The organism is Ligilactobacillus salivarius, assembly GCF_035231985.1.
GTDB classification, from domain to species: Bacteria; Bacillota; Bacilli; order Lactobacillales; family Lactobacillaceae; genus Ligilactobacillus; species Ligilactobacillus salivarius.
On record NZ_CP117984.1, the window covers coordinates 217,184 to 238,842 of the forward strand.

Here is a 21,659-nt window from a genome sequence, read left to right on the forward strand (position 1 = left end):
TTTATCATGGGTAAAAAATTTACAGGATTTAGAATGAATGAACAAGTAGAGACACAACTTAATGTTTTAGAGTTGATGATTAAAGATAAACCAGAAAGATTTTTGCATGCCCCTGAAAATAGAAGTGCATTAATTAATTTAATGCTAGGTGACTATGCTAATTTTTTGATTACTAATTTTAAAAAAGGAAAAAGCTACGATGTATTAAAAAAGCAATTAACTGATTTGAATACTAGAAAAACAATCAGTAAGAATGAAAGATTAATTCAGGCTAACTTTGATAAATTAAGTGCAATATTGTATCTATTAATATCAACTAATCAATCTCTACAAAGACTTGATATGAATGATTGGAGAAATATTCAATCAATGTACAAGCAAGGTACAGTGGAGCATGAAATTTACAACAAATTAAAAGATATGGTTGAAGAAGATAAAATCAGAGCGGTTAAAAATGCAAAGCAAGCTGGAAGGAGGATAAAAGAATGAGAGTTAGAAATAGTTCAGAGTTTTATAGTTTATTGCATGCACTAGAAAATCTAGATCCTGAATGGTTTGTTCATGTTGGTGAGGAAAGCAGACCTAATATTTATTTAGACGATGGCGATTATAAAATTCCTGTTGAGAAAATTTTATTAGAAAGAAAATTATTAGCAAAGCTTAGAAATATTTTAGGTATGAACTCTAGAAGCTGGCGAACCGCAGAGAAGAAAGATGAGATTAGATTATACGTTACATTCTATCGTCAATTTGGTTTGACCTATGCACAAGTTGCTGATATTTTAAAAATTCCTGCAAGCACATTGCGACATGATTTCCCAGAACTAAAATATAACGAAACCATTAGTAAAGATTTCAAACTATCAACCGATATTTTTGGAAATCAATTAAAAGCTAATGAAATTTGATGAGGGAAAATACAAATGACAGAAACACCAGATATAATTTATACTCAACAATTTGTAGCAGCAAATGTTCAATACTTAGATTATAGTGAGCGTGAAGAAGCAGTAGATCTTTTAAATGATTTTGATTTAGAAACAGGAGAGTCTAATATTCAACATGACGTTGATGAAAATTTAGCAGGGTATTTAGGTTACACAGATCGAAAAGCTGCGACAAAATTAGAAGATGGTCTGACAGGAGTCTATCCAACTTTTACACAAGACTCTTTGAATTTAACACACAAACAGCATCACGAATTAGCTGATAAAATCAGAGAGGCACAGAAAAATAAATCCATGTTGTGGCAAGGTGTTGTATCATTTAATCCAGATTTTTTAGAGAGGGCAAAGCTATACGATCCTGAAACTGGAGTAGTAAATCAACGAGCAATCAAAAGAGCAGTTCAAAAAGCAATACCTGAGATGCTAAAACAAGAAGAGCTAAATGTTCCAGAAACATTTTGGTGGGCAGACGTTCATCTGAATACAAATCATGTACATGTTCATATAGGCATTTCTCAAACCAAAAATACTAGACCATTAAAATTTGGAGAACCTAAAGGAACATTTCAAACGAAGTCATTGAAAAAAATTAAAAGTGTAGTTCATAGAGAAGTTGAGGATAAAATCAGTCGAGAACATGATATTAATTTAGAGAAGAAAATTGATGAACTAAAGAAAGATGTTGTTGATCAGTTAAAAGAAAATTTACAACAACAGCAGCAACAAAAAATGCTAGAACAAATTTGGTATGCATTACCTAAGTATAAAGATAAAAGACGCTGGAGAGCTAGTAATAATAGTTATGATTTTAGAGAAGCTAAGTTACTAACAGGTAAGTTAGTTGATAATCTTTTAAAAACAGATTTAAATCAAGATTATGAAAAATATCTCTTAGCAATTAAGCAAAAGGATTCTGATAATAGAGAAAAGTATGGTCAAAATATTCCAGATTCTATTCCTAAAAAGCAAAAGGATTTGCATGATTATCTAATGAATAGAGTATTTGATGAACTCAGAAAAGTAGATGTTGTTGCTACTAAAAATAATTTTAGTGAACGTGTTAAATGGTTAGGCATTGAAGGAAACAATGAATTAATAGAAGTGCTATCTAAGCAGTTAAAAAATACAAAATCAGATATTACAGCCAAAAAATTAAAAAAAGAAATTGGAATTAGAAAATATTATGTAGGTGTTCTGATAAAAGAAAACAAGAATAAAAATTATTTGGATCAAATATCTGAATTAGAAGAAAAAGGTCTGAAAAATAATGTTCAAGACTATCTGATTAATGACCTTCAAGAAAAGTATCGCTTAGGTGTGCTACAACTAATTCCAAGAAATAAAAGAAACAATGACAATAGAAAAGAATATCAAAAACTAGTAAATAAGCATGCTGATGTCAGTCAATTAAGTGTAAAGAAAATAAATGAAAAGATAGTTGCTCAAAAAAATCAATATCTAGATGAGTGGCTAAAGGTAGTAAAAAATACAAAGGATCCAAATGTACAGATCTATTTAAAAAATCAAGGACTAGAGAATGTTAATTTGTCTGAATATGTTGACCTTCAAAAAAGAATTATGCAAGCTAAACTAGCAATAAAAGATAATAATAAGAAGCATGCGGACAATATTAGTTTGAGAAATCAGAAAAACGGCAAATTGTTTAAACAATTAAAAAAAGACTATGAGTATTTAAAAAACATAAATTCAAAAATAGATTTAAATCAAACACAGATAAGATTAAATCAAGCAAGTAATAGTAAGAATGTAAGTAGACAGAAAAATGAGTCTAAATCTTTGGCCAAAAAAGAAAACACAGAAAGAAAGCCTACGAATAGTGTTTCTCCTAGATTGCTTAGCAAATTATCTTCTGCCTTAACTAGCGTAAAAAAAGAAGGTCAGGAAAGAATTAATGCGTTGAGAAGAAATCTAGATAAAGAAGATGACTTTGAAAAACAAGATAGAATTGATGAAATTGAAACTGAAACAGGACGTTCGATGGAAAGATAAAGGTTATAGCATCTCATGCGTAATGTGTGAGGTGCTTTTTTATTCTATATAACATGTTATACTTATATAAATAAGTATGGAAGGTATATGCAGTGGAAACAGTTAAAGCTAGAAAATAAGGAAATGGGACTATCATTCTAGTACCTAACTGTGTTTTTGCTTATCAGCCAATATACCGAACATTATTTCAGATAATGATGATTTTTTAACTAGGCAGGTGAAAACAATGTTCGAAGATAAGTATAGCTTTACTCAAGATCAAAATAGAAGGTTTGCTAAGATGAATCTAACGAGACTAGTATTTACTAACTCAAGATTTGAAGGGGTGAATACTACACTACCTCAGACGCAAACAATCATTGATGGTTTAGGAGTTGATGGTGTGCCTATTGATGATATTAATGTAATTGTCCAATTAAAAAGATCATGGCAATACATAATTAATGAAGATAGGCCAGTGTCATTAAGAGTAATGAAAAATATCAATAGTGTAGTTGCTAAAATGGATTCTTTGGCTCCAGGAGAACTCAGAAATGGTAGTGGCTTTGTTGCAACGTTAAGAGGAGACTTTGTACCACCTGATGTTGACGAACAGGCTGAAGAAAAGTACTTGAAAGAATTACTAGAGAATAAGGGTAAATCTGCTACGGAAAAATCAATTGAGTTAATGTATCATTTAATGAGAAATCAAATCTTTTGGGACGGAAACAAAAGAACTGCGACATTAATTGCCAATAAATACATGATTGATAATGGAGCTGGATTAATTAATATTCCTTTAGACTACTGGGACGAATGGAATAAGTTAATTTCCGACTATTACTACGACAATGATATGAGTAAAATTAAAGAATGGACTTATAAAGTTGGAATTCAGGGAATAGATAGTTATAGAAATATTTCCCAAGATAGAGAAAATTTTGTGAATTTAACTAAGCGTAAATCTAAAGAAAGATAGTAAAAACTGCCCAGTTAAGCTAGTTGCTGGACAGTTTAATATTAAGGGCGTGTTTTTTACACGTCTTTTTTATTTTTCCAAATGACTAATATTTGTTTGCAAAATATCCATCTAAATATCCCCAGAATCTTTCCCTGTCTTTACTTGAAATGGGGATATCATGATAGGTTGTTGCTAGCATGATCATTCTAGCTAAATCTGTTTCTATTGGAGTAGCGTATTTACGTTGTTCAGTAATTTTTGAAACACCAATCAAATCGGTGATAGGTACTTTAAAGAAGTCGGAGAGCTTTATTAGCTCATTAATTGATAGTCTACGTGTGCCATTTTCCAACTTTATGATAGCATCACGACCAACTCCAAGCTCATGTGCTAATGTAATTTGGTTGACTTTGTACTTTTTTCGGAGAGAGATAATGTTGTCTTTTAGCACTTTATCAGTTTTAGTTAATTCCATCTGTCTTTCAACTCCTTTATATATCAAGCTTTATTTTAATTCTACTAACTTGTTACAAAAAAATCAAATTTTGTGCTAAAAGTCAACATATTAGTTAAAAGTAAAATTCTCCTAACACGTTAAAGAAAAAATAAAAAATGTTGAAAAAGTCAACATAATAACAGTTGACAAAGATTAAAAACAGTTGTACACTAAACTTGTAAAGTTAAGAAATTTTTAAAGTATGTTTTATGTTTGTTTTGATAAGGGTTTTATTAAAAGGAGGAAATCTCTTATGAAAAAGAAAGTTTTAACTACAACAATTGCAACTGGATTAATGGCAGCAGGTGTTCTAACAACACAGAATCCTGCGAGCGCAAAGGCGGACACAGTTCCAACAGGGGATAATACCACTTCTACTAATGAAGTAGCTACTCAAGAAAGTGATGCTAAAACTATTGCTCAAGATAATGTAAACACAGCTCAAACTAATTTAGACAAATCTAAAGCGGATACACAAAATGCAAGCGATAGTTTACAACAAGCTAAAGTAAATGAAACAACAGCTCAAAAAGCAGTAGACGAACAAACAGGTAAAGTCTCTGATGCTCAAAATAACGTTGATAAAGCACAAGCTGATGTAACAACAGCTCAAAATGGATTAACAGCAGCACAAGAAAATGCTAAAAATGCAACAGAAACTAATATTCAAGCAGCTAAGGATAATGTAGCAACTCAAGAGCAAAATGTAGCAACAGCTCAAGATCAAGCAAAGCAAGCTAATGATGGCGTTGCTGAACAAACAAATAAAGTTACTGATGCTCAAAAAGCAGTAAATGATGCACAGAAAGATACTTCTGCAGCTCAAAACAATGTAAATGTAGCTCAAAAGACAGTTGATGATGCAAAAGCAGCTATGGATCCAGCTAATGTACAAGCTACTGTTGATGCAGCTAATAAAGCTGAAGCTCAAGTAAATCAAGATAAGCAGAATGTAGCAACAGCACAAAATAATTTAGATAATGCAAAAGCGGCTGATGTAACACGTCAAACAAATATTGATAATGCTCAAAAAGCGGTAAATACAGCACAAGCTAATGTTGATTTCTCTACAAAACAAGCTCAAGAGATGAAAGATCAATTCAACAAGTATCAAGGAATCAAAGATGCAGCCCAAAAAGAAGTTGATGGTCTAAATGATAAGTTATCTAATGTAAATACTATTACAATTAGTGACGTTGAAGCTTATAAAAAAGCTTTTAACGATTGGTATACAGGTAGTAAACGTGGAGAAAATTGGACTGAAGAAGATAAGAATTTCTTAAATGATTTTATGAATTCAAATACATATAAAGGCAATGCAGCTGATAAAAATATAACAGTAGATATAAATCACTTAACAGCTGATCAAATAAAAGAATTGTCTTTATTCTCAGCTGATTTGTTAAATCAAGTAAGAAATCAGTTAGGACTTCCAAAAGTTATTGTTACAGAAGGATCCTTGAAATTAGCTAAAGATGTTACAGACAACTATGTCAGTGATAATTGGGATAAATTCGATCACGATGTAGATGGAATATCTCGTGCTGCTGCAGAAAATGGATTATTATCTGGTGGAAACTTCTATGAAGATGCTATATTCTCTTCAGATTTTTCTGAAGCATCAACAATGGACGATCTAAAGAGTATCCTTTACACAGGAATTGTTACTATGATTGGTGGTTCTGGCGACGAAATGTTACATGCTGCTGGATTATTAGGTGTTGATTTTGGTGATGATATTAGTACTGGTAAAGAACAATATTTCTCAGCTGGCACAAGTATGTTCCCAATTAAAGAAGATCAAATGTGGATTACGAAAATGGGACATTTCTTCAACGTTAGCAAGGATTATATTAGAGATTCTGCTAAATTCTCAACAACTGAAGTTTCTGGTACTTCAACCGAAGATTTAGTAACTCAATTAAATACAGCAAAGGCTAAATTAGCTAGTGCAACTGATGCTTTGAATAAAGCTAAAGATGCTGATACACAAGCACAACAAATTTTAGCTAAGAATAAAGTGGAATTAACAACTGCTCAAGATAATTTAACAAAAGCTCAAAATGTGCCAGTTCAAACAGAAATAGCACAAAAGGCTTTAACGGATGTACAAAATAAATTAGCTGCAGATACTAAGATTAATGAAGAAGCACAAGCTAAAAAAGAAGCTGCATTAGGTGATGAAGCTGCTAAACAAAAAGTCTTAGATCAAGCAAATGCAAACTTAGCAACAGCTCAAAAAGCTCTAACAGATGCTCAAGCTAAACAAAAAGCAGCTGAAAATAATCTCTCAGCTGAAAAAGCTAAATTAGCAAGTTTGCAACAAGTATCTAATGAAAAGACACAAGATGTTAAGGCAGCACAAGTAGCATTAGACGATGCTAAGAATAAACTAGCAGCATTAGAGAATGCACCATTGCTCGTAAAGGCAGCTGAAGATAAGTTAGCAGCAGCTCAAAAAGCATTAGATCCAGTAGAAAATGTATTAGTTTCTGAGAAAGCTAAGTTATCAGCATTGAAACAAGATTTAGCAGATGCACAAGCTGATGTAACAATAGCTCAAAAGAATTATGATGAAAAGCTAGCAATTCAAACTAAAGCACAAACAGATCTAGATAATGCCAAGAAAGTTCTACAAGCAATTTATGATCGTGAAGCTCTAGAAGCACAAATTGCAGCTCAAGAAAAAGCAAGAGAAGAAGCTGAGAAGAAAGCTGCAGAAGAAAAAGCACAAGCTGAAAAGAATGGTTATCATGTAGATGGTAACAAAGTAGTTGATGAAAATGGTAACCAAGTATCAAATTGGACTGTTAAAAATGGTCAAATTATTGATAACAAGGGTAAAGTAGTATCTGGACTAACTATTAATAAAGCTGGTGCTGTAGTAAACAAGACTGGTCAACAAATTAATTCTAAGAACGTGGTAGATAACCTACAAGCTAATAAACGTACTCAAGCTCCAGTTGTTCAATCTAAGGTAGCAGGTAAGACATATGTAAGCACAGTAGTGGTTCCTGAAAAAGCTAAAGCAAATGCATTACCACAAACTGGTGAGAAAGAAAGTAAGACAACTCTTGTAGGCGCAATTCTAGTTGGATTGGGTAGCTTAGTTGGATTATTCGGATTAGGTCGTAAAAAAGAATATTAATAAATAGGAGGGGACAATATGGAAAAAGCATGGAATATCGTAAAGATGATTTTTGCTAGTGTAGATCGTGGATACTTAATTAGAAGTTATATTCTAGGCTTTCTGTACATGGCAATTGTAGTTGCTCCACATACTTTTATGTATTGGCATAGAGATACAACTTGGATTACGCTATTGCTTTTTCCATTTGCCAAATTAGTTTGGGACGGAGTAATGAATACATTAATTGGAAATAACGTATTTATTTTTCCAATATGGATTATATACCTATGGAAATTTACAAAATACTATATCTTGATTAAGTGTATCTTCTATTTATTAATCGTGAGTATATTAAACAAATGTAAATAAAGCCCTGGACTTTTATAGGTCTGGGGTTTTGTTATATAATTCAAGAAATAGCAAAGTAAAAAGAATGAAAGGAGTGGACTTAGTACATGAATATAAGAAGTTATATAGATTTATTAATAACTGGTAAAAAGAGAAGAGATTCTTTTAATTTAGAGGCATAAAAACAAGTTGAATTTGAAAAACAACAGTTTGAAATGTTAAATAAAAAGGAAAGATAAATAAATCCCATATCTTAAAAAGATACAGGATATGATATCATTATAATGTTTTTAGATACTTTAATATCTTTCGATTGTCTTTAGTTTCAAGTTCTTGTATGATATGAAGATAGGTTTCTTGGGTGGTTGTAACATTAGCATGACCTAAACGTTGTGACACACTTAGAACTGATACACCTTGAAATAGTAGCAATGATGCATGCGTATGCCTTAATCCATGAATGGAAATCGTAGGAATATTGGCATGCTTACATAGTGTTTCCAATCTGCTATTTACAGTAGAATTGAATATTTTTTGACCCTGGCTGACAAAGATAGGTTGGTTAGGGTCTTTTCTTTTATTTAATTTTCTAAAAGCTTTTAAAGTATTGTCATCAACAAACACTTTGCGATTAGAACTTTTATTTTTGGTAGGCTGAAAACCATAATCTTTAAATTTGTAGTTCCAAGATTTATTAACAATAATTTGCTTATTTTTATAATCAAAGTCAGAAGGGGTTAGGGCTAGGGCTTCAGCAAATCTTAAACCAGTTTTGCTAACTAAGTAGATAAACCAGTCCCAGTTTATTTCAGACGATAAATTCAATTCATGGACTAAGGCTTCTAATTCATTTTTGTTTAAGAATTTCTTCTTTTTCTTTCTTTTTTGAATTCCTTTGATAATTGCCTTTCTAGTGGGATCAACTTTAATTAATCCATCCTCATAAGCGTCTGTAAGACTAGCTTTTAAGTGATGATGAAAGTCTAGCGTAGTTTCTCGTTCATGTGTTTCTGCAAATTTATTTAAAAGTGTTTGATAACTTTTTCGATCAATTTGATTCATATGTAGATCGGGGCATAGTCGTCTAACATGCTTGTATGCTAACTCATATTTAATTAAAGTTGCATGTCGAACTGCACCTTTCTTATATAAATCAATCCAATTTCTGTAGTATTTGTAAAACAATTTTGTACTTGTTCTCGTAGCCATAGTGCATTCTCCTTTAGTAATAACTAATAAAACAACATATAATAAATTATCATTAATCAAGATAAAATAGAATAGATATAGCGTAAAAAATAATTTCCTCTGCAGCCTTAATAGTTGATATTAATGGAACTTTGAGACTTTCACGTTCACCCCAAAGCAACGTTCGTGTGTTTATAGTGGATTGTTGGTGGGGTTGGTGGTGTACTTTTAATAGGAAGTGGGATTCCACCTAGATTCTGATGATAGAACCCCATAAATCCTGAACCATCAGGAGCGTCGTTTCCCCAAGCCGGGTCAGCAGCACTGAATACATATGATACAGTACTTGAGTTAGGCACTAAGAACCATGATTGATACTGTGTATTTTTACCTTCAGAAAAATCATCAATCCCATTTGTGTTAATAGATCCAAGATATCCAGCTCCACTATAATCTTTGTTCTCAGAACCACGTAATGCACTAACAGCGTTATAAACAGCAACTGATTGCGCAGCATCAACGTCACCTACACCAATTAGACTAGTTATATTAATGGATGTATTGGTACCATGTTCTAAGAATGTAAGCCCATATTTAACAGCGCCAATTCCAGCTACGTCAGAACCAATATACTTCTCTCCAACCATAATCATTGGAGGTAGACCATATCTACCACTGTAATCTAGCCCTAATCCTTGTACAGTAACTTTAAGATCAACACTTTTACCAGATTTAGTATCAGTAAAGGCATTGTTATATTTCCAACTTACTCCTTGAGATAATTTATATAGGTTACCGTAAGCTTTAGATGAAATGTAACCCTTTAATCCAGGATCTACTTTGGGATTAGATAAAATTGAGTTTAATTCACTTTGGCTAAAGCTTTGTAAAGATCCCTTATCAAAGGTCATATTACTTCCAGCACTAACATAGGAAACATTAGGCAGATTTTGTCCTAAGAAATCCAATACTTGTTGAACAGACCAACCTGTTTTAGCAGCAGCTGCTTCCAAGAATTGTTGATTATCTTTCTCCCACTTAGCATAAATATCTTTGTATTGTTGTATCTGATAAAAAATATACTCATAAATACAGTTAAAATTTTAGTAATTATAGAGTTAATTCTTTATAATTAAATAAAATTATTGATGTTGTTTATCATGAAATAATGTTCAGATACAACAATACAAACAAAAGTTAGATGAATATAACCAAAAACTCAATCAGGCTGGAAAGAACGTTGTTGATTCACGTTCAGTCATTCAAAGTTTAGTTATTGAAAGTGATACTAACGCTAAACTTGTTTTAGGAAATGTACAAGGATCTAATAACTACTACAAAGATGGTAATCAAAAACTAAATGGTAAAGAAGATTTTGGCCCAGGTTATACTGTTTGGTATACATCTAATAAAAATGTTTCATTTGATGCAATTTGGACTAATTTAAATAAAATATCTTATAAAGGTAGAAAAATCACTAAATTAGCAATGCACTTCAATGCTGATACATATGATTCAAATGGTGATCATTATATTTTAATTTCTCAAAATCCATATAATGGGTTTATGTTACAAGGATTTTATTTAAATGAATTGACTATGAATATGTATTATGACAATGGAGAGAAAGTTACTTTTGAAGATGGAACAGCCTATCTAGCAGTTGCCTCTCTAAATACGTACAAAGATAGGGTCAGATGGGGTCAAGAAACAACTAGGGTTATCTCAGGCGGTAAAGCTTTAGGCCTATATGGATCGTCTGTATCATATCATAACGGAAATAGTCTTTACTCAAATAAAGCTAATTCAAATGATGCTACTGGTAAAGACCGAGCAGTATTAGGTAATTGGGACTATAGTCCATCTGATGTATATCCTAATGAAACTGAACTAACTAACGCAAACATTCCTGATAATTGGGATTCATCTACATCACCTGATAGATACTATGGTGCGGGATTAATTGCTTTAAGTGGAGATACATTGAAACTAAATATATTTGTTAACCATGATGGTATGCCAAGTGATTCTCACCCATGGAATGGGCAATGGTTTAATGTTGGAACAGTCATTCCAGAAACCCCTGATATCAATAAACCAGAGCTAACACTCCACTATCATCATACGAACGTTGCTTTGGTTCTAGAACTTAATCTAATTATGTAAAAAGTTAAACGTAGTACAAATTTGTACTACGTTTATTTTTTTAACTAACTGTAATTTTATGGCGAAACTTTGTGCTTCAAAAAAAATATTATAAAGTTCAAATGTAATTTTAAAGAAAAGGAGAGAAACTTATGACAGAAACAAAATTACACTATAAGTTGTATAAAACGAAACATGGTTGGGTAACGGCTACGATCGCAGCTACTGCCCTAGCTATCCCAGTAATTGGTGGATCAATTACAAGTCATGCAAGTGCAGATACAACTGCCACAACTGGAACGCAAACTGTTACTAGTGGTAGTAATGCTGTAACAGCAACAACTGCTAGTGCTACGTCGGTAACTTCTAACACTCAACCTGTAACACCTGACAGTTCCAAATTAGATCAAGCTGTTCAAAATGCTAAAGCAACAGCTAATGTAACTGTTAATCAAACCCCAACACAAACTGTTACAGGATCTACAGTTGCTGAAGCTAAGCAAAAGGCTGAACAGGATTATCAAAACCAAGCTACACAAATTAATCAGAAAGTTGCAAATCAGAAAGCTAATAATGATGCAACAAATGCGGCTAATTCATTTAATATGGATAACTCTAAAAAACGTGAATTAGATCAAGCTGTTCAAAATGCTAAATCAACTGCCAATGTGAATGTTAAACAAACACAAACTCAAATTTACAATACAGGTGTTTCTGGTGTCGAAAACACTAAAAATAAAATTAATAATGATTATTCGACTCAGATTAACAATATCAATCAGGCAGTTTCTGCACAAAAGGCAAAAAATGATGCTTACAATAAAGCAGTAGCTGAAGCTAATACCCTAAATAGTACAGCTGATACTACACGTAAAAAATTAGATGATGCTATTAAAGCTGCACAAGCTGTAAAAGGCGTAACAGTAATTGATGGTGGAACTTCAACTGCAACAGTTTCAGTATCAGATTTTGAAGCTAAAAAGAAACAAATTCAAGATCAAAATACACAACAAACGAATGATATAAATGCACAGATACAACAATACAAATCTGATTTACAAAATTATCTAAATAAAATTAATAATAACTCTAGTGTAGTTTCATCTAATGAAATTATTCAAAATCTAACTTTAGCTAACGAATGGGATGCCAAAGTTAGTTATCAAGTAACTGGAAATAATATCAAACAGAGTTCGCAAACGCTAAAAACTGGAGATACAGCTTATGGACATGGAATTGATATTCCGCAAGGAAAACATATTACAATAACTACTTTCAGTAGTGATACTCCACAAATATTCAAAGTAATAGCTACATTTACAGGATTAAAAAATTCTAGTTATCAAGGTAAAAAAATAACTAAAATTGTAGAAGTCTATACAAGTACCCCTAATACATCAGCATGGGGAAATGGTTTAGGTATTTACTCTGATCCTACAAATGGTTTTGAAGAATTTAATTCAAAAGTTAATGTATCTTATGAATTTTATTATGAAGATGGATCTAAGGTTAATTTTGAAAAAGGGACTGCCTACTTAGCTATAGGATCCTTGAATAATTACCAAAACGGACAAGATCACTATGAATATGCAAAAATAATCTCTGGCGGTAAAGCCCTAGGACTAGCAGGATCTTCCGTATCAGTTCACAATGGAAATGTATTATATTCAACATATCCTAATACAGCGAGAGAAAGTGAATATGGTGCAGATAGCCATTATAATACTAATCCCCAGCATTCACCTAATTTTGATAAATACTATGGCTGGGATACAGGTTGGATGAATAACAAAGCATTTTATGGCTCAGGTCTAGCTTCTTTAGAAGGAGATAAATATGTTTTTGAAGTGGGTGTTGGTGGTGAAAAATATTTCACTACTGACGAATTGAGAAACAATCTTCCTGCAAACAAATTATGGTATAACATGGCTACTGTAATTCCAAAGACAGATATTCAAAAACCAAAGCTAACGGTTAAGTATAAACACACGAACGTTGCTTTGGAGAAACCAACTCCAACAGAAGTAACTTATCACTATGACACAATTATGCCAGCAACAATACCAGGTGGCACACCAGTTTCATACCATTATAATGAAATCTCAGTTCCAATTCCTAATCCAACTAAAAAGGCAGATAAGGAAGGTAAGACGTTAATTGCGGGTGACGAAAGTACTCAACACATCAGTCAATATACTGGTGTAAATCAAAAACTAGACAAATTTGCTGTAGGTGACGCTATCCAATATACAAATGATGGCAGACTACCAGTTAGTTTTGACCTAAGTAAGTGGACTGTAACAACAAGCAATGGTACTAATGTTACTGCTCAAGGTAAATTTACTCAGTACGATAAGACTTTTGAAGGCAAGAAGTATCATGTTGTATCATGGTCACCAACAAATGTATCTAGTTTAAAAGATAATGAAACTTATACTTTAAATACAGTTCTTAAAACCCTAAATGATGGCATTACAGATGGAGAAATTGACCGTGCTGTAGGCGGTGGAGACGGTGTAACATTTGGTGAAGCACATGGTTACGATGAATTTAATCCAACTACTGATAAAGCTTGGAAAGAGGGTAGTCAAACTGTTAATGGCAAGATTGAAATTAATGAAGATATTGCCCATGCAAAAGTAACGATGACAATGCCCGATCCTGCTAAATTAGCGAATAAATTAAGTAATGTAGCAATTACAGATAACTATAGTAAATTTGCTAATTTAGTTACTGTAACAGGAGCAAATGTTTACGAGAATGAACGCAATGCTACGAGTGATTACACAATTGTAAACAATAATAAGGTAGTAACAGCCACACGTAAAAATCCTGCAACAGCTAATGGCGGTACCGTATCATTAGTAGTTGATTTTAAGGTTAACCCTGATGTGCCTTCAGGAACTAAGTTGGTTAACTCAGGTTCAGGTACAATTAATACTCAAACTGTACAAACCCCTGACGCACAGATTGTAACTTTCACACAAACTCCAACGAAGCACTGGGTAGAAGGATCACAAGTAGTTGATGGCAAGACTTACATCAACAATGATATTGTTACAACTCAAGTAGACATGAATCTACCTGATCCTAAGCAATTGGCTAAGACTTTATCTTATGTATCTATTGGTGATAATTATCGTGATTTTGCTGATAAGACCGTACTTCAATCTTATAAAGTATTTGAAAATAATACAGATGTAACGAGTCAATACAATATCACAAATCAAAGTGGTATCTTGCAAGCCGTACGTAAGAACGCTGCGACAACACCTGGTGGTAAGGTTTCTTTGATTGCTACTTTTGCAATTAACCATGATGTCAAGTCTGGTACTAAATTAACTAACCGTGGATTTGGACGTATCAATAATCATACAGTTGATACAAATACTCCACAAATTGTTACATTTAAGCAAGATACAAGCAAACACTGGGTTGAAGGATCACAAGTAGTTGATGACAAGACTTACATCAACGAAGACATGGTACACGGTCAAGTGACTATGACTTTGCCTAATAAGGACAGTTTGGCTAAAGCTTTAACAGACGTTGCTTTAGTTGATGATTACAGTGATTATGCAAACAAAGTATCTTATGTGAATGCACAAGTCTTTGAAAATAATACAGATGTAACGAGTCAATACAATATCACTAATGCTGGTAACAAGATTACAGCTACAAGAAAGAACCCAGGTGCTACTCCTTCTGGTAGTGTTCGCCTAGTTGCTAACTTTAAGCTAAATAGTAACTTGCCTTCTGGTACTAAGTTAATCAACCGTGGTTCTGGTCGCATTAACAACAATACTGTTAATACAAATGAAGCTAAAATTCTAACTTATGTTCAATCTACGGACAAGCATTGGGTCGAAGGTTCACAAAAAGTTGATGGCAAAACTTACATTGACGGTGATACAATTCACGGTCAAGTAACAATGAGCTTACCTGATAAGAACACTTTAGCTAAAGCATTGTCTACTGTTCAAGTTATTGACGATTACTCTAAGTTTGCTAAGATGGTTGATTACAAGTCAGCTCAAGTTTTAGAGAATGGAAAGGACGTAACGTCTGAATACAATATTTCTAATGCATATGGTCAAGTCGTTGCCACACGTAAAAATGCAGCTGCTACACCTTCGGGTAATGTAACATTAAATGTAACTTGGACAATTCATAAAGACGTTCCTTCTGGTACTCAACTTGTGAACTCAGGCTCTGGTCGTATTAATAATCATACTGTTCCAACTCCTGATCGTAACATTGTTACTTATAAACAAGATGGATTAAAGGATTGGATTAACGCTCAAGGTCAAATCGTTAACGGTAAGACTTATATTGATAATGACACAGTTCACGCTAAGTTAGTTATGACCTTACCTGATCCTACTAAGTTAGCTAATCCATTAACTAAGGTTCAATTGGACGATAACTATTCTAACTTCGCTAAATTAGTTGATTATGTAAGCTCACAAGTGCTTGAAAACGGTACTGACGTAACTAGTCTATACAACATTGTAAATAACAACGGTCATGTAATTGCAACTCGTAAAGATGCAAGCAAGACCCCAGGTGGTAAAGTTGAGTTTAAGGTAAACTTCAAGATTCATACTGATGTGCCTTCTGGTACAACTCTAATGAACTCTGGTAATGTAACTTTAAACACAGAAACAATTCCAACACCAACACCAAATATTGTTACTTACAAGCCTGATACTGACAAGCACTGGGTTGAAGGTAGTCAAGTAGTTGATGGCAAGACTTACATTGCTAATGATGTAGTTCACGGTCAAGTAACTATGACCTTGCCTGATCCTACTAAACTAGCTGAAAAGCTAAAACATGTATCAGTTACAGACGATTATTCCGAGTTTGCAAGCTTAGTTGATTATCAATCAGCTCAAGTCTTGGAAAATGGTAAAGATGTAACAAACCTATACACTATTGCAAATACCAACGGACATGTAACTGCTACTCGTAAAGATGCAAGTACAACTCCAGCAGGTAAGGTAACCTTAAACGTTCATTGGAGAATCCATAAGGACGTTAAGTCTGGTACTCAATTAGTTAATAGTGGTAATGGTCGTATCAATGACGAAACAGTGCCAACACCAAACCGTAATATTGTTACCTTCAAACAAGACGGATTAAAGGATTGGCTCAACTCTCAAAATCAAGTAGTAAACGGTAAGACATACATTGATAATGATATGGTTCATGCTAAGTTAGCTATGAATCTACCTGATCCAAAAGCTTTAGCTACACCATTAACTAAGGTTCAATTGGACGATAACTACTCTAACTTTGCTAAGTTAGTTGATTATGTAAGCTCACAAGTGCTTGAAAATGGTACTGATGTAACAGCTCAATACAATATTACTAACGCTAACGGTCACGTAGTTGCTACAAGAAAGAATGCAGCTACAACACCTGGTGGTAAGGTTGAATTTAAGGTAAACTTCAAGATTCACACAGATGTACCTTCTGGCACAACTTTGATGAACTCTGGTGAAGTAACCTTAAACGCAGAAACAATTCCAACACCAACACCAAATATTGTTACTTACAAGCCTGATACTGACAAGCACTGGGTTGAAGGTAGTCAAGTAGTTGATGGTAAGACATACATTGACAATGACTTTGTACATGGTCAAGTAACTATGACCTTACCTGATCCTACTAAGCTAGCTGAAAAACTAAAACATGTATCAGTTACAGACGATTATTCAAGATTTGCTAAGATGGTTGATTACAAGTCAGCACAAGTCTTAGAAAATGGTAAGGACGTAACTAGTCAATACGATATTGCAAATGCTAATGGCAAGGTTGTAGCTACTCGTAAAGACGCTTCTACAGCTCCAAACGGTTCTGTAACTTTAAACGTAACTTGGAGAATCCATACTGATGTTAAGTCTGGTACAGTATTTGTTAACGGTGGGGACGGACGCATCAATGATGAAACAGTTCCAACTCCTGATCGAAACATCGTAACTTACAAACAAGATACACTTAAGAATTGGATCAATTCTCAAGGTCAAATCGTTAATGATAAGACTGTTATTGATAGAGATATTGTACATGGTCAAGTTGAGATGACTCTGCCTGATCCTACTAAGTTAGCTAATAAGCTGTCTAAAGTAGAAGTAGTTGATGATTACTCTAACTTTGCCGATAAAGTTATTTATACTTCAGCACGAGTGCTTGAAAATGGCACTGACGTAACGTCTGAATATAATATCGTCAATGCTAATGGCAAAGTAACAGCTACAAGAAAGAATCCAGCTACAACACCAGGTGGCAAGGTAGTATTAATCGCTAACCTACAAGTACATTCTGATGTTAAGTCTGGTACAGAGCTTGTTAATAAGGGTTACGGTACTCTTAATACAGAAACTATTGAAACTAATACACCTAAGATCGTTACATTTAGACAAGATACTGATAAACATTGGACAGAGGGAGAACAAATCGTTGATGGCAAAACTTACATTGACGGCGATAACGTCAGCGCACAAATTAGTATGACCTTGCCTGATCCTAACAAATTGGCTGAAAAACTTAAAAATGTTGTAGTTGTTGATGATTATTCTAAGTTTGCTGATAAAGTGGATTACAAGTCGGCTAAAGTTCTTGAAAACGGCAAGGACGTAACATCTCAATACGATATTAAGGTTGCTAAGCAAGGGTTTGTAATTGCTTCAAGAAAAGATCCAAGTACAACACCAGGTGGAAAAGTTGTTCTACAAGTATTTTGGAAAGTACACAATGACATTGAGAGCGGAACTCAACTAGTCAATAGTGGTAACGGCACAATCAACGACGAAACAGTGCAAACTCCTGATCGTACAATCGTTACTTACAAGCAAGATACTGAAAAGCACTGGAGAGATGATGGTGGACAAATCGTTGATGGCAAGATTGCAATCAATGATGACGTTGTTACAGCTAGAGTTGATATGACTCTTCCTAAAGAAGAAAACTTAGCTAAACCATTAGATAAGATCCAATTGGTTGATGACTTCTCCAAGTTTGCTGACAAGGTTACACTACAAGCCGTACATGTTTACGAGAACGGTAAAGATGTTACAGATCAATATGATATTCATGTTGAAAATGGTAGAGTAGTAGCTACACGCAAGGACGCAAGCAAGGTTTACGATCATACAGGTGCTGCTAATGCTACAATGAAGGCTACTTTAAAGGCTAATGAAGCTCTAAACGTTAACGACTTAGTACACACAGCTAGTGCTAATGTCAACGACAACAAAGTATCTACTGTAAACAGATTAGCATTTAGTCGTTTGTTCGCTAAATCATTCATTACAAGCAACCTTGCTGTAACAAGTGATAACAACATCAAGAGCCAAATTGATATGGCTGTTCCAACAAACGTAGATGCTAAGACACCTATGACTGTAACAAGTGATTACTCTAACTTTGCTAAGTATGTAAATGTTAAGGACGCTACAGTCTACGAAAATGGTAAAAATGTAACAGCTGACTACGTTATCAAAGATGATAAAGCAGGACACGTTACAGCTACTAAGAAAGCTGGTAGTGAATCTGACGGTGGACAAGTATCGCTTGTTGTTGATTACGAAGTAAACCACGGTATTCCAAATGGTACAATCCTTGAAAACCACGGTTCTGGTACATTGAACGGACAAGATGTACCAACAAATACACCAAGTATCACAACTTATACTCAAGATACAAGCAAACACTGGGTTGAAGGCGATCAAAACGTTGATGGTAAGATCTACGTCAACGGTTCGACAGCTCATGCACAAGTAAGCATGACTCTACCTGATCAATCCAAGTTAATCAATAAGCTTTCAAACGTAAGCATTGACGATGATTACTCCAAGTTTTCTAAATTAGTAGATTACAAGTCTGCTAAAGTGCTTGAGAACGGTAAAGATGTAACGTCTGAATACACAATCAAGAACGCAAACGGTCATGTTACAGCTGTACGTAAAGATGCAAGCAAGACCCCAGCAGGTAACGTTCAACTACTAGTTGACTTTGAAATTCACAAAGATGTTAAGTCTGGTACAGAGCTTGTTAATGGTGGTTCTGGTACACTTAATAAGAACACTGTACCAACAAATACACCTTCAATCTGGACTTACACTCCTGATGGTGAGAAACATTGGGTATTAGATAACAATGTAACTGATAATAAGATTTACTTCTCAGGCGATAAAGCAGTTGCTCAAGTCTCTGTTGATTTACCTGACGCAAGCAAACTTGCAACTCCATTAAATAAGTTAGTCTTAGTTGATAACTACTCTGATTTTGCTGATAAAGTTAAGTTAGATAGTGCTAAGGTGCTTGAAAATGGAAAGGACGTAACGTCTGAATACGACTTGACTAATAAAGATGGCAAGGTTGTAGCTACTCGTAAAGATGCAGCTAAAACACCTTCAGGCAAGGCTGTTTTGGTAACAACATTTACTATTAACAACGGTATTGAAAATGCAACAGTACTACACAACAAGGGTTCTGTTACAGTTGACTCAATTACTGATGAAGTCCCTGATACACCAATCGTTGTCTTTACACCAAAAGCTCACAAGGACGTTGAGTTAGGCGGAGATGTTAAAGGCGATACAGAAAACAGTGTTGACGGCTCATTAATTCTAAATGGTTCGGTTGTAACATACCCAATCACAACTAGTGATTTACCAGCTGAACGTGCTGAAGATATTACTAAACGTGTAGTTAAAGATACCTTAGATAAGAACGCTGAGTTTGTTGGATTCAAGGCTTGGATCGAAAACGATAAAGGTGAACTTGAAGATGTAACTAGCCACTACAAGCTAGATAAGAACGGTCAAGACTTAACCTTTACTGAAGACTCATACTTGCTAGGTCTATATAACAAAGATAAGTCCAAACAAACTCATACACCTATTATTGACTTAGTTGTTAAGGTTAAAGGTGACGCTCAAAAGATTACTAATAAAGCTACAGTATTAACTAACGATAACGTAACTGAAACAAACGAAGTATCTGTTGACACACCTGCTAAACCAACACCAACTAAGGTTGATAAGAATGAAAAAGGTGTAAACATTGATGGTAAGAACGTCCTACCAGGTTCTGTAAACAATTACGAACTAACAATGGACTTAGCTAAGTTCAAAGGTATCAAGGTTACAGACCAAGATTTAGCTAAAGGTTTCTACTTCGTTGATGACTATCCAGAAGAAGCTTTAGATGTTGATCCTCAAACGTTCACCTACAAGACAGTAGACGGAAAGACAGTCAAGGGCTTATCAGCTAAGGTATATCAATCCTTGTCTGAAGTTCCAGAAAACGTTGCTACAGCTTTGAAGGCTAACGGTATCACTCCAAGTGGTGCATTTGTCTTAATCTCAGCTGATGACCCAGCACAATTCTTTAAGGATTATGTTGAAACAGGAACAAATATCACAGTTAACGCTCCAATGAAAGTTAAGGAAGGCTTTGCTGGCAAATACCAAAACAAAGCATGGCAATTAACATTCGGCCAAGGTGAAGCAACAGACATTGTTTCTAACAACGTTCCTAAGATTGACCCTAAGAAGGATATCGTTATCTCAGCAGATAATCGTACAAGCCTAAACAATCATACAATTGAATTAGGTCAAAACTTCGATTACTTGCTTAAAGGTGGTATCTTAGATAAGGATCAAGGACATGACATCTACGAATACAAGTGGGTTGATGATTACGATGAAAATCACGACCAATACAACGGTCAATTTATCGCTCCACTTACAGTTAATGTAACTCTTAAAGATGGTACAGTCCTAAAAGCTGGTACAGATATCTCTAACCACGTAAGTCAAAACATTGATACTAAGACCGGTTCAGTTGAGTTCTCTGTTGATAAAGACTTCTTGGATAAGGTTGACTTTGATAAGAGTGGCTTTGCAGCTGACATCTTGATGAGTGTTAAGAGAATTAAGGCTGGCGAAGTTGATAATACTTACACAAACATTATCAACAGTCAAAAATTTGGTTCAAACACTGTTCATTCAACAACTCCTGAACCAAAAGTGCCTGAAACTCCTGCTACTCCTAAGACACCTGAAACACCAAGTGTCCCAGTAGCTCAAACACAAACACCAGCTACTCCACAACCAATGAAGATGGTAACATCAACACCTGCTCCTAAAGCTCCTGAATCACCAGCATTACCACAAACTGGTGAAGCTAATGATACTTTAGCTGAAGAAGTAGTAGGATTTGCTGCAATTGTAGCTGCTTTGGGTATGGCAGGAACTAGTTTGAAGAAACGTGAAGATTAATATATTTTAAGGTATAAATCAAAAAAACATCTCGTGTAAATTCATGAGATGTTTTTTAATTATAGAGGGGAAAAACTATTATGTACTGACTTAACATACATTCGTTTTATAGTATAATGTATTCAGGTCATGAAATAAGATTAGCTACCTTATGGATTGACTT

The 21,659-nt window shown here is 34.2% G+C and carries 11 protein-coding genes; 8 read left to right on the top strand and 3 right to left on the bottom strand.

The annotated features are described in order from the left end of the window. Positions 1-6 precede the first annotated feature (6 nt). The 4 genes from PTA89_RS10085 (at position 7) to PTA89_RS10100 (ending at position 3,915) form a co-directional block, all read left to right on the top strand. Positions 7-489: a hypothetical protein gene (locus PTA89_RS10085; protein WP_324177480.1), complete on the top strand. Its 483-nt coding sequence runs from the start codon at positions 7-9 to the stop codon at positions 487-489. Beyond that, complete coding sequence (locus PTA89_RS10090; RefSeq protein ID WP_160996657.1) at positions 486-908, top strand: hypothetical protein; 423 nt, start codon at positions 486-488, stop codon at positions 906-908. The genes PTA89_RS10085 and PTA89_RS10090 overlap by 4 nt, the downstream gene beginning before the upstream one ends. A 15-nt stretch (positions 909-923) precedes the next feature. Beyond that, positions 924-2,957 carry a MobP2 family relaxase gene (gene mobP2 / locus PTA89_RS10095; RefSeq protein ID WP_324177481.1) on the top strand — a complete coding sequence of 678 codons (2,034 nt, stop codon included), beginning with the start codon at positions 924-926 and terminating at the stop codon, positions 2,955-2,957. Positions 2,958-3,183: 226 nt separating this feature from the next. After that, entirely contained in the window at positions 3,184-3,915 is a 732-nt protein-coding gene (locus PTA89_RS10100; RefSeq protein ID WP_324177482.1) for a Fic family protein, read from the top strand. An 85-nt stretch (positions 3,916-4,000) separates the two neighbouring features. On the opposite strand, the gene PTA89_RS10105 is transcribed toward PTA89_RS10100, so the two are convergent. Further along, positions 4,001-4,372 (bottom strand): helix-turn-helix transcriptional regulator, encoded by a 372-nt coding sequence (locus PTA89_RS10105; protein WP_003699142.1) that lies wholly within the window; start codon positions 4,370-4,372, stop codon positions 4,001-4,003. 274 nt (positions 4,373-4,646) lie between these two features. Between PTA89_RS10105 and PTA89_RS10110 the strand changes: the two genes are divergently transcribed. Beyond that, the gene (locus PTA89_RS10110) at positions 4,647-7,541 is read left to right on the top strand and encodes an SEC10/PgrA surface exclusion domain-containing protein (protein WP_324177483.1); all 2,895 of its coding nucleotides are present in this window, start codon (positions 4,647-4,649) and stop codon (positions 7,539-7,541) included. Between the two features lie 18 nt (positions 7,542-7,559). Next, on the top strand, positions 7,560-7,892 hold the full coding sequence (locus PTA89_RS10115; protein WP_227412259.1) for a hypothetical protein: 333 nt from the start codon (positions 7,560-7,562) through the stop codon (positions 7,890-7,892). 258 nt (positions 7,893-8,150) lie between these two features. Here PTA89_RS10115 and PTA89_RS10120 read toward each other — a convergent pair whose 3' ends face one another. Beyond that, positions 8,151-9,080: a site-specific integrase gene (locus PTA89_RS10120; protein WP_034982200.1), complete on the bottom strand. Its 930-nt coding sequence runs from the start codon at positions 9,078-9,080 to the stop codon at positions 8,151-8,153. A gap of 146 nt (positions 9,081-9,226) precedes the next feature. After that, on the bottom strand, positions 9,227-10,072 hold the full coding sequence (locus PTA89_RS10125) for a hypothetical protein (protein WP_324177484.1): 846 nt from the start codon (positions 10,070-10,072) through the stop codon (positions 9,227-9,229). A gap of 262 nt (positions 10,073-10,334) precedes the next feature. Between PTA89_RS10125 and PTA89_RS10130 the strand changes: the two genes are divergently transcribed. Together PTA89_RS10130 and PTA89_RS10135 are read left to right on the top strand one after the other, a co-directional pair. Then, a complete protein-coding gene (locus tag PTA89_RS10130; RefSeq protein WP_324177530.1) occupies positions 10,335-11,225 on the top strand; it encodes a GbpC/Spa domain-containing protein in 891 nt (296 codons plus the stop codon). Between the two features lie 131 nt (positions 11,226-11,356). Next, on the top strand, positions 11,357-21,496 hold the full coding sequence (locus PTA89_RS10135; protein WP_324177485.1) for an SspB-related isopeptide-forming adhesin: 10,140 nt from the start codon (positions 11,357-11,359) through the stop codon (positions 21,494-21,496). The last annotated feature ends 163 nt before the right edge of the window (positions 21,497-21,659 follow it).